Origin of the sequence: Candidatus Midichloria mitochondrii IricVA (assembly GCF_000219355.1) — a bacterium.
Taxonomy (GTDB): Bacteria; Pseudomonadota; Alphaproteobacteria; order Rickettsiales; family Midichloriaceae; genus Midichloria; species Midichloria mitochondrii.
On sequence record NC_015722.1, the window covers coordinates 398843 to 412134 of the forward strand.

Annotated in this window: 13 protein-coding genes; 10 read left to right on the forward strand and 3 right to left on the reverse strand. The window is 36.1% G+C overall.

The genetic code is table 11. The features are described 5' to 3' along the window. The first annotated feature begins 86 nt into the window (after positions 1 to 86). From mraY to MIDI_RS02175, 4 genes are all read left to right on the forward strand, one after another. A complete protein-coding gene (gene mraY / locus MIDI_RS02160) occupies positions 87 to 1175 on the forward strand; it encodes a phospho-N-acetylmuramoyl-pentapeptide-transferase (RefSeq protein WP_013950949.1) in 1089 nt (362 codons plus the stop codon). After that, positions 1176 to 2561 carry a UDP-N-acetylmuramoyl-L-alanine--D-glutamate ligase gene (murD, locus tag MIDI_RS02165; protein ID WP_013950950.1) on the forward strand — a complete coding sequence of 462 codons (1386 nt, stop codon included), beginning with the start codon at positions 1176 to 1178 and terminating at the stop codon, positions 2559 to 2561. Beyond that, complete coding sequence (gene gpmI / locus MIDI_RS02170; RefSeq protein ID WP_237697408.1) at positions 2549 to 4090, forward strand: 2,3-bisphosphoglycerate-independent phosphoglycerate mutase; 1542 nt, start codon at positions 2549 to 2551, stop codon at positions 4088 to 4090. Before murD ends, gpmI begins: the two co-directional genes overlap by 13 nt. Before the next feature lie 114 nt (positions 4091 to 4204). Further along, positions 4205 to 5539 (forward strand): sigma-54-dependent transcriptional regulator, encoded by a 1335-nt coding sequence (locus tag MIDI_RS02175; protein WP_013950952.1) that lies wholly within the window; start codon positions 4205 to 4207, stop codon positions 5537 to 5539. Here the strand turns inward: MIDI_RS02175 and rsfS are convergent. Genes rsfS through lon form a run of 3 tightly spaced genes read right to left on the reverse strand, consistent with a single transcriptional unit; the run spans position 5536 to position 8877 of the window. Further along, positions 5536 to 5898, reverse strand: coding sequence for a ribosome silencing factor (rsfS, locus tag MIDI_RS02180; RefSeq protein WP_202795475.1), 363 nt, complete (start codon positions 5896 to 5898; stop codon positions 5536 to 5538). The two genes, MIDI_RS02175 and rsfS, sit on opposite strands and share 4 nt — an antisense overlap. Further along, positions 5867 to 6493, reverse strand: a complete 627-nt coding sequence (gene nadD, locus MIDI_RS06250; protein ID WP_013950954.1) for a nicotinate (nicotinamide) nucleotide adenylyltransferase — start codon at positions 6491 to 6493, stop codon at positions 5867 to 5869. Before nadD ends, rsfS begins: the two co-directional genes overlap by 32 nt. Further along, positions 6493 to 8877 (reverse strand): endopeptidase La, encoded by a 2385-nt coding sequence (gene lon / locus MIDI_RS02190; RefSeq protein ID WP_013950955.1) that lies wholly within the window; start codon positions 8875 to 8877, stop codon positions 6493 to 6495. The genes nadD and lon overlap by 1 nt, the downstream gene beginning before the upstream one ends. A 143-nt stretch (positions 8878 to 9020) precedes the next feature. On the opposite strand from lon, the gene MIDI_RS02195 reads away from it, so the two are divergent. The 6 genes from MIDI_RS02195 (at position 9021) to MIDI_RS02215 (ending at position 12919) form a co-directional block, all read left to right on the forward strand. After that, positions 9021 to 9344 carry a hypothetical protein gene (locus tag MIDI_RS02195; protein ID WP_148234101.1) on the forward strand — a complete coding sequence of 108 codons (324 nt, stop codon included), beginning with the start codon at positions 9021 to 9023 and terminating at the stop codon, positions 9342 to 9344. 133 nt (positions 9345 to 9477) lie between these two features. Then, complete coding sequence (mrdA, locus tag MIDI_RS02200) at positions 9478 to 11298, forward strand: penicillin-binding protein 2 (RefSeq protein WP_013950957.1); 1821 nt, start codon at positions 9478 to 9480, stop codon at positions 11296 to 11298. A gap of 273 nt (positions 11299 to 11571) precedes the next feature. Next, positions 11572 to 11703 carry a hypothetical protein gene (locus MIDI_RS09690; protein ID WP_272940982.1) on the forward strand — a complete coding sequence of 44 codons (132 nt, stop codon included), beginning with the start codon at positions 11572 to 11574 and terminating at the stop codon, positions 11701 to 11703. A gap of 92 nt (positions 11704 to 11795) precedes the next feature. Next, positions 11796 to 12380: an AAA family ATPase gene (locus MIDI_RS02205; protein ID WP_041185378.1), complete on the forward strand. Its 585-nt coding sequence runs from the start codon at positions 11796 to 11798 to the stop codon at positions 12378 to 12380. A 52-nt stretch (positions 12381 to 12432) separates the two neighbouring features. After that, positions 12433 to 12615, forward strand: a complete 183-nt coding sequence (locus tag MIDI_RS02210) for a hypothetical protein (protein WP_041185379.1) — start codon at positions 12433 to 12435, stop codon at positions 12613 to 12615. Positions 12616 to 12679: 64 nt separating this feature from the next. Next, complete coding sequence (locus tag MIDI_RS02215; RefSeq protein ID WP_013950959.1) at positions 12680 to 12919, forward strand: hypothetical protein; 240 nt, start codon at positions 12680 to 12682, stop codon at positions 12917 to 12919. Positions 12920 to 13292 lie beyond the last annotated feature (373 nt).

Genomic DNA, 13292 nt, shown 5'->3' on the forward strand with positions numbered 1-13292 from the left:
TTAACAGCTTGCTTTACATTACTTATATTGTATCTTAAAAGGAGAATACGAGTAGAACTAACTTTTAGTAAATAAAATTTTTAGTAATGTTGTATTATTTTTTATCTCTGCTTATTTCTAAATATCACATATTTAATGTTATAAAATATATAACCTTCAGAGGGATGGCCGCAACTTTTACGGCGCTTATTGTAAGCTTTTTTATTGGACCAAGAATTATAAGGCTCTTGAAATCTATTCAGAGAGAGGGGCAACCAATTAGAGCTAATGGTCCTGAGTCTCATATTGTTAATAAAAAAGGTACTCCTACTATGGGCGGCCTCATGATTATAATTAGTATATTATTTTCAACTTTTCTCTGGGCAGACTTATCAAATTTCTATATCTGGATTTGTTTGTTTGTAATGCTAAGTTTTGCTGCTCTTGGATTTTTAGACGACTACAAGAAACTCAAATATAAAAATTCTAAAGGGGTATCTGTCAAACTTAAATTAGGTTGGCAATTTATTACGGCATCAATTGCCGCTATTATGATAAGCGAACTCGCTCAAAACGAAACTGCTACAATAGTATTTTTTCCTTTCTATAAAAACTTAACTCTGGATTTGGGGATATCGTATTTTTTATTTGCAAGTGTAGTAATTATTGGGTCTTCAAATTCAGTAAACTTAACCGATGGTCTGGATGGTCTTGCCACTCTTCCAGTAATAATTGTTGCGTGTTGCTTTGCTTTGATTTCTTACTTGGTGGGGAACTTTATTTTTGCTAATTATTTACAAATACAGTATGTACAGGGTGTTGGTGAGGTTTCTATATTCTGTGCCGTTATAATTGGAGCAGGGCTTGGCTTCTTGTGGTATAATGCCCCGCCGGCTAAGGTTTTTATGGGAGATGTGGGGAGTCTTTCTCTTGGAGGTGCAATAGGCACAATCAGTGTTATTACTAAGCATGAAATGGTATTGTTTATTACTGGTGGACTTTTTGTTATGGAAGCTTTATCGGTAATAATACAAGTGGGGTTTTATAAATTAAGAGGTAAACGTGTGTTTAAAATGGCTCCCATTCATCATCATTTTGAAAAAATAGGCTGGAGTGAGCCCACCATAGTCATAAGATTTTGGATACTGGCGTTCATTTTTGCTTTAATTGGACTTTCAACATTAAAATTAAGATAAATGATAAAATTTGATAATTATAGTGATAGACTGATAGGAATTTTAGGGCTCGCCAAAAGCGGCAAAGCTGCAATTAATTCTTTTATAGAAAGAGGCGCACAAATTGTAGCTTGGGATGATAACGAGAAAATTTTAGAGCAAGTTAGGGAGGAGTTTAGCAATCAAAGTAAGAGCCTGTTATTTGCTTCTCCTGCGGAGGAAAAAATTTGGCGCAGAGCCGATGCCTTCCTAGTAAGCCCTGGGATCCCAATGTATTATCCTACCTGGCATCCACTGTATAAGGTAGCTCACGGTCAAGGAATTCCTCTTTACTGCGATATAGAGTTTTTGTATCAAAAGACAAATAAAAATGTAGGTTTTATAGGTATAACTGGAACCAATGGCAAATCAACTACTACTGCGCTGATTAATCATGTGCTCCGGTCTGTAAAGATTAAAACCGAAATTGGAGGTAATATAGGTACTCCAGTCCTAGAGCTTGAAGAACTAAATTCGGGTTTTTATGTTTTAGAAGTATCTTCATTTCAATTAGATTTATTAGAAAAAACTAGATTTAATATCGCAGTGTGCCTTACTATTACGCCCGATCATTTAGATAAACATGGAACCTTTAAACGTTATGTTGAAGCAAAACAACAGATGTTTAATAACCAAGAGAAAGGAGACTTAGCAATAATTTCTACAGATAGCTATATTAATAACCAAATAATGAGTGAAGTAATTGCTAGAAAAAGAGCTAAAGTTATACCAATATCAAGAACAGAGCAGATCGAAGGCGGAGTGAGTGTTATTTCTGGGGTTCTATATGACAATTACAAATCGAAAAAACGGTATAATGTACCTGATATAAACAGCTTAATAGGTGAACATAACGGAGAAAATATGGCAGCGGCATTTACTGCATGCATTGGAGTAGGTGTAAAACCCGAAGAAGTAATCGCTGCTTTCAAAACCTATAAATCTTTACCGCATAGGATGGACTTATTTCATCGTTTTAATGGAATCAACTTTATTAATGATAGTAAAGCTACTAACGCGGACTCAACTTACTGGGCATTAAAAAATTTTGATAATGTCTATTGGATTGCAGGAGGGATATGTAAGGATAGCGGAATAAAATTATTAAAGCCGTTTTTTGAAAAAATTAATCATGCATATTTAATAGGAGATGCGGCTGAGGGTTTTGCAGCAATTTTGGCAGAAAGTAATGTACCGTATACTATTGCAACTACCTTAGTAAATGCAATTTCGATTATTAAAGCGCAAAATATAGAAAATGGTAACGTTTTATTGTCGCCAGCCTGCGCTTCTCTAGATCAGTGGAAAAATTATGAAGAAAGAGGAAACGCCTTCATGAAATTAGTTAAAGAAAAGTGGCCTGGTTAAATATGTCAGAATATTTAGGTCCAATGCTTTTATGCATACTGGATGGGTGGGGGTATTCTCGCCAATATGAGCATAATGCAATTGCTCAAGCAAGGCTTCCGTTTTTTAGTGATGCATTAAAAACTAGGCCGGTATCGCTTTTAGACGCGAGCGGCACAGCTGTTGGACTGCCTACTGGGCAAATGGGTAATTCAGAAGTTGGGCATATGACTATAGGTTCTGGCAGGGTGATACTCCAGGATTTGGAAAGAATTAATGCAGCGATAGCTAAAGAAGAGTTGGCTTCAAATAAGGTGATAGAAAACACTATAGATTATTTGAAGTTAAACAATAAAGCTTGTCATTTAATCGGTCTTGCTTCTGATGGCGGAGTACATTCACATATAAAGCATTTCTTAGAATGTGCTAAATTGATACGTAATCAAAATATCAAGGTGTTTATACACATTATCACGGATGGCAGAGATACCCCACCAAAGAGTGCAGTGAAGTATATCAATACTTTTGTAGAGCAAGGCTTTAATATTGCAAGCATTAGCGGTAGATTCTATGCGATGGACCGAGATAAAAGATTTGAGCGTACAGAGAAATACTATAAAGCATTGGTGGGTGCGGAAGCTAAAAAATTCTTTACTCCTTTTGATATTGTTAAGAACTATCAAAGTGATGAATTTATTGAGCCGCACGTAGCCACTGATTATTATGGTATGAGCAAGAATGATTGCATTTTCATGATTAACTTTAGGGCAGATAGGGTGCGACAGATCATGCTTGCCTTGTTAGAGCCTGATTTTCGAGATTTTCAAACCAGGAACTTAAATCTCAAGGGCTTAGGAATGACATCCTATTCTAATAAAATTGATGAATTTATGGATGTAGTTTTCCCTAAGCAGTCGGTAAGAAATACCTTGGGCGAAGTCATTGCTAAAAATAATTTAAAACAATTAAGAATGGCAGAAACTGAGAAATATGCTCATGTTACACATTTTTTTAACGGGGGCAAAGAAGAGCCATATGATCAAGAAGATAGAATTATGATTCCATCTCCAAAAGTTTTAACTTATGACATCTGCCCAGAAATGGCCGCATACGAATTAACCGAACAGTTAATTGAAAGAATTAAGCGAAAAGGATATGGCTTCATTTGTGTGAATTTTGCTAATGCCGATATGGTCGGGCATACTGCTAATATGTCAGCTACCATAAAGGCTTGTGAAGCAATAGACGTGTGTCTTGCAAGGATTTCAAAAGTAGTCGAAGAGCAAAATGGTGATATATTTATCACAGCTGATCATGGTAATGCGGAGCAGCTTTTTGATTCTGCTACTAACCAGCGTCATACCGCGCACACTATAAACAAAGTCCCACTAATCTACTTTGGTAATCAAAATATTCGTCTTGGGGGGGTGGGGCAATTGAGAGATATAGCGCCAACTATATTGAATATTATGAAGGTAGAGGTACCGAAAGAAATGACAGGGGTATCCTTAGTAAGGGGGGGAGTTAGTGGATATCGGGATAGATTTTAGATCTGCTATGCTTAGAATAGCTAAATTAGTAATGATATATTTAAAAATACTGTTGCAAATAAGCAACTGTCGTTCTAATATTTGATGGTGCGCAATAATATTTTATAATGCATTATGGCTGATATATTGATAGTCGACGATAAGGCTGATATTAGAGAATTAATCTCCGAGGTTTTGCAGGAGGAGTTTAGGTACGCGGTCGCCTGCGCAAAGGATACACAAGGCGCTTTAGAGCAGCTATCTACTAACCCAAAAGTGGTTATATTGGATATATGGCTTGAGGGTAGCCATATGGACGGTGTGGGTCTGTTGAAAATAATAAAACAGCGCCTGCCTAAAACGCAAATAATTATGATAAGTGGGCATGGAAATATAGATATCGCGGTCAAAACTATTAAGCTAGGCGCATATGATTTTATAGAGAAGCCATTCAAAACGGCTAAATTGTTGATTATGGTTGAAAGAGCCATGGAAAAGTATTTATTGCTGAATGAAAATAATAGACTTAAAAGTCAGCAAGAAGGATTAGAAATTATAGGACAAAGTAAGCAAATTACGAAATTGAGGTCTTTAATAGATTCGATAGCTCTGAAATCGAACAGTAGGGTGGTAATCACTGGAGGGCATGGGGTTGGCAAAGCTACGGTCGCTCAAGTAATTCATAACAAATCAAGCCGTTATGAGAAGCCTTTTTTATACTGGCATGTAACTAATAAATCACCGGATGTAATTACAAGAGAGCTATTTGGCGATGAAACTATGAGCTCAGTTTTCACAAAAGCTGATGGTGGCACCTTGTTTATAAATGACTTTTTGTGTATGTCATTAGAAACACAATCAGAGTTATTGCAAATACTAAAAAACTCTGCGGTAGGTAATCATAATTTTGATGTTAGAATCATTGCAGCGACAACTGGTAGTCCCGAACAAGCTTTGAGTGAAGGGTCGTTAGGCGAAGCTTTATATTATAATTTAAATATAGCGCGGATTAATCTACCATTATTATCACAAAGAAAAGGGGATATAGAGCTACTCTCAAGAGAATTTATTAAACTGGTTGCAGAGGCCTATGGCAACAGGATACAGGAACTCGGCAAGGATGTATTAAAACTATTGAAATTTTATGATTGGCCAGGCAATGTTCGTCAACTTAAAAATGTAATCGAGTGGCTGATTATCGTTGCAAATAGTCAACAAAAGCAGGAAATAACTACTGATATGTTGCCGGCTGAAATTTTGTCTAATAACGATTGCAGTAGAAATATCGGCAGTAATAATGATTTATTTGACAAACCTATCAAAGAAGCAAGAGATATCTTCGAAAAAAGTTATATCGAAGTACAACTAGAAAGATTTAACGGTAACATCTCTAAAACTGCCGATTTCATAAAAATGGATAGAGCCGCTCTGCATAGAAAAATTAAGTGCTTGCAAGAAGGGTCTTGTTAACCCCAAAGCTCTTCGAGCTTATATAAGGCACGGTATTCAGGTATAAATGCGTTAACCACTATATCCCCAGCGTCGAGTAATACCCAATTTGCTTCTTCTAAGCCAGAGGCGGTACTTAGAATATTTATATTCTTCAATCTTTCCATGAGGTTTTCGATTAAAGAAGCTACATGCCGATTTGAACGCCCAGAGGCTATAACTAAGTAGCGTGCAAAATCCATCTTGTTGGTAAGGTCGCAGACCTTAATATCTTCAGCTTGATCCTGGTCTAAGCTGTTTAGTATCACATCCTTTATGTACTCTATATCTTTCATATCAACTATTTTCTCATGTTCCCCAAAGTCTTGACACTGACACACCCCCCCTTAGTATTGTTGAAGATAAAGGAGATTTAGGTATTTTAAAAAGGTGCCAATGTCCACTGTCTAAATTATTTTTTCTAGAATCACCCAAATCAACGTCTACCGTGTTGTAACATTTACTCGCCTCACTTGCAATAACTCCTTCGGCATACTCTTCTCGATCAAATACGGCTACAAATACTGCGTCAAAAATATCTCTCCAACTGTGCCACTTATGGACTTGGAGCATATTATCAGCTCCCATTATCCATACGAATTTTACCTTAGGGTAAACATGTTTTAAAATTTTAATAGTTTCAGAAGTATATGTCGTTGGAAATAATTTCTCTACATCGGAAACTATTATCTTTTTCTCGTGCTGAGATATTAACTTAGCATATGAAACTCTTTTTTCCAAAGAATCTTTCATATTAGATTTAAGAGGGTTCTGCGGTGAAACAAGCCATATTACGTAATCTAAATTTAACAACTCTATTGCTTGCAAAGAGATATGTAAATGTCCACTATGTGCAGGGTTAAAGGAACCGCCAAGAAGGCCAACACGGATATCACTATCTTGCATTGGCAAGAGCTTTTCCTGTATACTTTCCATCAATGGGCTTTTGGTACTAATTCTCCTCGTGCCGGAGAATGAGCTAAAGGAGCATCAACTGGTATAAGCTTACCTTCTAAAGCTATCCTTAGAGCTTCTTCCGCGCTTTCTAACGGAATAATATGCAAATCACCTTTAACTTTCTGTGGCATTTCTTCCAAATCTTTTAGGTTTTCTTTAGGAATCATCACAGTTTCAACCCCCCCTCTCAAGGCAGAAAGGAGCTTCTCCCTTAGTCCGCCGATACCAAGAACTCTTCCGTTCAGTGTTATTTCACCAGTTACAGCTATATCTTTAATTACAGGTATACCAGTTAGGGCGGAGACAATCGATATACAAATGGCAACTCCAGCTGATGGACCATCCTTGGGTGTTGCTCCTTCCGGAACATGTACGTGAATATCTTTCTCCTTAAATATTTCTGGATTGATGCCAAAATCTAAGGCTTTTGAGCGGATAAAGCTAAATGCTGCTTGTACTGATTCTCTCATTACATCCCCTAGCTTACCAGTAATTTTAATATCACCCTTCCCGTGGAATACTACAGCTTCTACTTCAAGAAGGTCGCCACCAAAGTCAGTGTAAGCTAAACCATTAGTGACTCCGATCCTGTTTTTAGCAGCAATTTCACCGTAAGTAAACCGAGGCGCTCCAAGAAAATCTTTTAGGTTCTTATTATTAACTAGCAGACATTTTTCTTTTTCTAGCAATATTCTTTTTATACACTTACGCATGATTTTAGCCAGATCTCTGTCAAGCTGTCTTACTCCAGATTCTCGTGTGTAATAACGGATAATTGAGAGAATGGCTTCATTTTCTATAGAAACTTCCTTGCTTTTAACTCCGTGAGCGGATGACTGCTTAGGTAATAAATAATCTTGGGCAATACGCATTTTTTCATCTTCTGTGTAGCCAGATAAAGTTATAATCTCCAATCTATCTAATAACGGCCTTGGCAAATAAGTACTATTTGCAGTTGCGATAAACATAACCTTCGAAAGGTCATAGTCGACTTCAAGGTAGTGATCATTAAAAGCAATATTTTGTTTTGGATCCAAAATTTCCAAAAGCGCAGAAGCTGGATCTCCTCTATGATCAAAGCTCATCTTGTCAATCTCATCAAGTAAGATTACTGGATTACTACTTTTAGCTTTTTTCATAGCTTGGATGATTTTTCCTGGCATAGCTCCAATGTAAGTCCTTCTATGTCCTTTGATTTCCGCTTCATCTCTTAGTCCTCCCAAAGAGATTTTAACGAAGGCACGTCCAGTAGCCTTGGCAATTGACTCAGCTAGAGATGTCTTACCGACCCCAGGAGGGCCTACAAAGCAGATAATTGGGCTTTTTAACTCTTGGGTTCTTAAATTCACCGCTAAATATTCTAGGATACGCTCTTTAATCCTCTCAAGGCCATAGTGATCAGTGTCTAGAACGTCTTGTGCGGTTTTCAAATTTTTTTTCATTGGAGAGTAGGCCTGCCAAGGAAGTTCCGTAAGCCAATCGAGGTAATTTCTGATAACTGCGGCTTCAGATGACATTGAATTCATCATCTTAAGTTTTTTTATCTCAGATTGGGCTTTTTCTTTAGCTTCCTTTGACATATGAGAGTGCTTAATCTTTTTTTCTAATTCGTTAAGCTCTTCTTTTTGATCATCGTCACCAAGCTCTCTATGGATGGCCTTTAACTGCTCATTTAGATAATAGTCTTTTTGATTTTTTTCGATCTGAGTTTTAACTCTTGCCTTGATTCTACTTTCGGTTTTTAACATTTCGGTTTCCGAGTCTATCAAAAGCAAGGTTTTTTCAAGTCTCTTGGGCAATGAAGTGATAGACAAAAGATCCTGTTTTTTATCTACTGATAAAATCATGTGAGCATTAACCGCATTGCAGAAATCTTCTAGTCTTTTAATCTGAGAAATATTATTCAATATTTCAGGATTAATTTTTTTGTTCATTTTTACGTATTCTTCGAACCGTTCACCAACTGTTCGTCGTAGTGCTAGAACCTCTTTTGCTTCAGCATTATATTCCTCGTCTGGCATCAATATAGTGGAAGCAAGTAAAATGCCCGAATTATTACTGAATTTTGTTACCTTTACTCTTTCGAGACCTTGGACAAAAATCTTAATGGTTGGTTCTTGAACTTTTGAAAACTGGAGTATTTTTGAGACCACCCCAATTTTATAGATTTCAGCTAGCTTTGGATTGTCATTTGCTGCGTCCCGTTGAGCAACTAACAGAATTTTACTCTGGGTGCCTGCTGCATATTCAAGAGCTTTAATTGATTTTTCTCTACCAACAAAAAGGGGAACTATCATATCAGGAAACATGACTAAATCTCTTAATGGCAGCACTGGGTATTGAACTTCTTGTAATAGTCCCATTTTTATAGCTTTCCTTATTATTGCTTTGAGCTATAATATAGGTCTTAAGATGCATTTGACAAGATCTAGGCATTAGTTTTATTTCTTGACAAGTTTTAGTTGTAAGGCAGTTTGTTATTACACACGGTTATTTTTAGATGGTTTTGAGTAAGAATGGTGCACTTTTAGTATTTTTAATAGTAGCTATAAATTTCATTGCACATTTAAAGTTTTTATCAATGTTCAGTTTTTTACCAAGTATACCTCCAGCTTTGGTTTGGGTTATAGTTACCATAAAAAGATCTAAAGTTGATTTGATAGCAATAATTCTGTGTGGAATAATACAAGATCTGTTTGAAGGAAATTATTCGATGATTACTTCTCTTTTTTATTTATCTTTAATTGGAGTGAGATCCTTTAAACACAATTTTCTGCTTACCGAAGGTAAATTAATTTCTATGTCTTATTATGCTGCTTCTTTTTTTTGATGTTGATATTGAGAAGCTTATTCTTATCGGTTTTACAAAATCAAAAATTATATTTGGGGCAATCCGTTAAAATATCTTTTATTGCTGTTATCATATACTGTTTTGGGTACATCTTTTTTAGCTATAGAAACAAATGAGAAGCCAAAGAGAAAAGAATAAGATTTTCACTCGCCGTGCCTTCTTGCTTGGTATGGGGAAACTTGCTTTATTTTCTGCACTAGCTTCTAGATTCGGTTATTTACAAATTATTTCTAATTCTAAATACCGTGCTATGGCTGAGAATAATAGCATAAAAATTGTTATTATCCCTCCGCTGCGTGGGTTATTACTCGATAGGAATGGGGTTATAATTGCTGATAATCAATTTAATTATAGTCTGGTGTTGCTTAGTCCCTTTAAGCAAGAAGCTGAAAAAATTGTACAGGATTTGAATAAAATATTGGGATATGAAACTGGTATTTCGAGAATTGGGGTAAAAAAGGCGTTACGGGCTGCCGGTAAAAATAACCAAATCATGATCCAAGATAACTTATCATGGCTTGATATAGCTAAAATAGAGGTTCGTACCGACTTATACGGAGTTGAAATAATAAAAAGCCATAAACGCAGGTATATTTTAAGTGAGATGATTTCACATGTTACTGGATACATATCAAAACCGAGTATTGAAGAAGCAGAGCGATCTTCCATACCTCATTATCAAGAATTCTTAATCGGTAAAAATGGCGTTGAAAGAAGCTTAAATAATCTTTTATTAGGAAGCCCAGGAGCTAGGAAGATAGAGGTAAATGCTGGTGGAAAATTCATGCGAGAACTTATATATAATCCTCCATCTCGTGGTATCACTACTAAACTCTCTATAGATACAAATTTACAGAAAATTGTTGCTAAAAACCTTGCTTCTCTCCATGGGAGCGTAGTTATAATGAACGCTAATAATGGCGAGATTCTTGCTATGCATTCAACCCCTGCTTATGATCCTAACAAGTTTGTAGGCGGAGTACAGCTTAATTATTGGAATCAACTCAAACTTAATGAAGGCAAACCTTTAATTAACAAAAGTATATCGAATTATTATCCGCCTGGTTCGATCTTTAAAATAGTTACGGCATTGGCAATCTTGGATGCAGGAATTGATCCCACAAGAAAAATTCTTTGTACAGGTGAGCATCAGGTTGGAAATAGGATGTTTAGATGTAACAGGAAAGAGGGACACGGGTGGGTTGACTTACACAATGCAATAGCCAAATCGTGCAATGTATATTTTTACACCTTTGGACTAGCAGCGGGTATTGATACAATAGTAGAAACAGCCACTAAATTAGGATTTAATCAAAAAACTAATGTAGAATTGCCCTTTGAAAATCCAGGACTTTTACCTACAAATAATTGGATTGAAAGAAAACTGAAAAATAGGTGGGGGGCTGGGGACACGATCAATGCAACGATTGGACAAGGATATATATTGATAACTCCTCTACAATTGGCTGCAGCCTTAGCAAAAATTGCTACCGGCTTGAAAGTAATACCAACTATTTTATCTTCCTCTAAAAGTTTCTCTACCGAGCTATTAGGTTTGCCAGAAGAGCATTTACGGTTGGTTAGAGCAGGCTTGCACGATGTTTTTAACAATCCAGGAGGTACAGGATACCGAAGGAGATTTACGGATAAGAAGTATGCATTAGCTGGGAAAACTGGGACGGCTCAAGTTGTGGCTCAGGCCAAAAGAAATCAAGTGTTGCAATATAAAATTAGAGATCACGGTTTATTTGCAGGCTACATCTCTACAAGTGACAAAAAATTATATGCGATATCGGTTGTAGCTGAACATTCAGGGTGGGGTTCTGCAAGTGCGTTACCTATTGCGACCAATATCATGAGAGAATATTTAGCTATGGCTGCTACTCAAGTTGAAGAAGAGGATATTGACGATGATTTAATACAGGATGATTAAATCCTGTAGATTTGAGATGTATCTATATTATCTGAATTTTGCTAGACTTTTATCTGTGTACCTGTATATCGTCCTACAGTGATTGATGGATTGCGCAGGAGAAAGATATGACTAAGCATAAATTTTCAATAGGACACTCTGATTTCAAAAAAATGGTCATCAGTTATGAGTACTTTATAGATAAGACTTTATTTATTCAGAGGTATTAGAGATAGTGATGAGGCGGCTATTCTACTTACTAGACCCCGCGCAGATGGGGGAAGACCCTTTAATATGGATATGCTAAAAACCTTCTTGGAAATTAAAGTTGGTAAAGAGGGCATCCCATTGGATGAAAATCCTAATAGGGGGGGGGATTATTTGAAGGTGGAAAGTACATTTTTGAATCAGGAGAGGAAAAAGTAGCTAGAACCACTTTATATTGCTAAAGCAGATGGTGGACTTTATATGGAAGAGCAGGGCCAGCATCCGGTTATCTTTATCATTTTTGGGGATATTTGCCTTATATTAACTCTATAGAAGATTTGATAAATGCACTCAAAGTCAAGATAACTGAACTATTTAGGGAATATAATTATTTAAACTATAGTAGAAAAATAGAATCGTACTTCAAAGAAGATTTTAATGAATATATTAGTGGCAATATTACAAAAGAAGCACTAAAAAATAGTCTAGAATTTTTAAGCCACTTATTACATGTACACAATGAGAAGAACTCTTATATCTTAATAGATGAATATGACAAACCTGTGAATATGCTTCTTGAATTAAGTCCAATAAATCATAATCTGTTAAAAGAGGCAGTGGAATTAATAACCTCAATTTTAGCAGCAGCTGGCAAAGATAATCGTTACAGAGAAAAGCTCATCTTAACAGGAATTTTTGATACCTTAAAAAGAGAAAGCGATTCGGGCTTTAACCAATGTGAGTATTTATGGAATAGTAAACCTAATTTTGGCCGTAGCTTTGGTTTTTCAGGAGAAGAGGTAAGGAATTTAGTGGCAAAGCTTATGCTTGGGGATAAAGAGAACTCGGTAAATGAAAATATTAGGGCTGGTATAATGGATATAGACTGCAGCTAGTTGGTTCCGTAGCTTCGAATGTTTATAACCTCTGGGGCTTGTAACTAAATATTTGAATGAAGTTGTACAAAATAGGTTTGAACCAGGAAATTATTGGGTAAAAAGTGGTGCGAGCATTATGTTGGAAAAATTACTATGCTATATTACTAGCAAAAATATGCAGCAGTCGCTCTGGGCCTTGATAGGAGGCAAAGAAGAAAGATTAGAACTTGAAAAAATGATGCTAATTTATTGAGGTATTATGATTATGCGCCTAAAACTATCCAAAAATCTCTTGCATATTTGTTATTACATTCTGGATGTTTGACTGTAAAACGAACAGAGAAGGCTACTTCTTTAAGAGACCAAATTATGAAGTAAAGGCAGAATTTACTCGTGTTGTTGGCGCAGTATTAGAAAATTTAGAAAAGACTGGTTTACCTTGTAACTCACACGCTATTGATATAAATGGTTGTGGTAATTTTATAGTTAAAACTGCAGATAAATTTATTCAAAAACCACCCACTAAAACAGTCAATCCACCATATTATCAACCATGATCTTGATGGATTAGAGAAATTATTTAATTCTAAAATATTATTAAAATGTGAAAGCAGTATTGCCAATTTTAGCCTACTTCATATAGGAGCTATTGCAGGCACCTCGATATCTTTAAAAAATTATTGTCATATTGGTATCCACGCTCCCGCATTATTATCTTCTCAAGATAAACTAGTGAAGTTAAAGGTAATTGATTATGCTTATTTATCTAAAAATAAACAGATTATTGATACAAGAATGGTCGAAGAGATAGAGGTTCAGCTGGCCAAGTTGGCAAGAGACTTTGGTATGTAAACCAGTTGGATTGCTTTATATTGGCTATAAATTTATTAGCAGTTTCAGCCCTTACCGCTAGCACTAAATTCTGGCTTG

Coding starts and splice junctions, on each gene's coding strand:
- mraY (WP_013950949.1), top strand. CDS start 87: ATGTTGTATTATTTTTTATCTCTGCTTATTTCTAAATATCACATATTT.
- murD (WP_013950950.1), top strand. CDS start 1,176: ATGATAAAATTTGATAATTATAGTGATAGACTGATAGGAATTTTAGGG.
- MIDI_RS02175 (WP_013950952.1), top strand. CDS start 4,205: ATGGCTGATATATTGATAGTCGACGATAAGGCTGATATTAGAGAATTA.
- nadD (WP_013950954.1), bottom strand. CDS start 6,493: ATGGAAAGTATACAGGAAAAGCTCTTGCCAATGCAAGATAGTGATATC.
- lon (WP_013950955.1), bottom strand. CDS start 8,877: ATGGGACTATTACAAGAAGTTCAATACCCAGTGCTGCCATTAAGAGAT.
- mrdA (WP_013950957.1), top strand. CDS start 9,478: ATGAGAAGCCAAAGAGAAAAGAATAAGATTTTCACTCGCCGTGCCTTC.
- MIDI_RS09690 (WP_272940982.1), top strand. CDS start 11,572: ATGGATATGCTAAAAACCTTCTTGGAAATTAAAGTTGGTAAAGAGGGC.
- MIDI_RS02215 (WP_013950959.1), top strand. CDS start 12,680: ATGTTTGACTGTAAAACGAACAGAGAAGGCTACTTCTTTAAGAGACCA.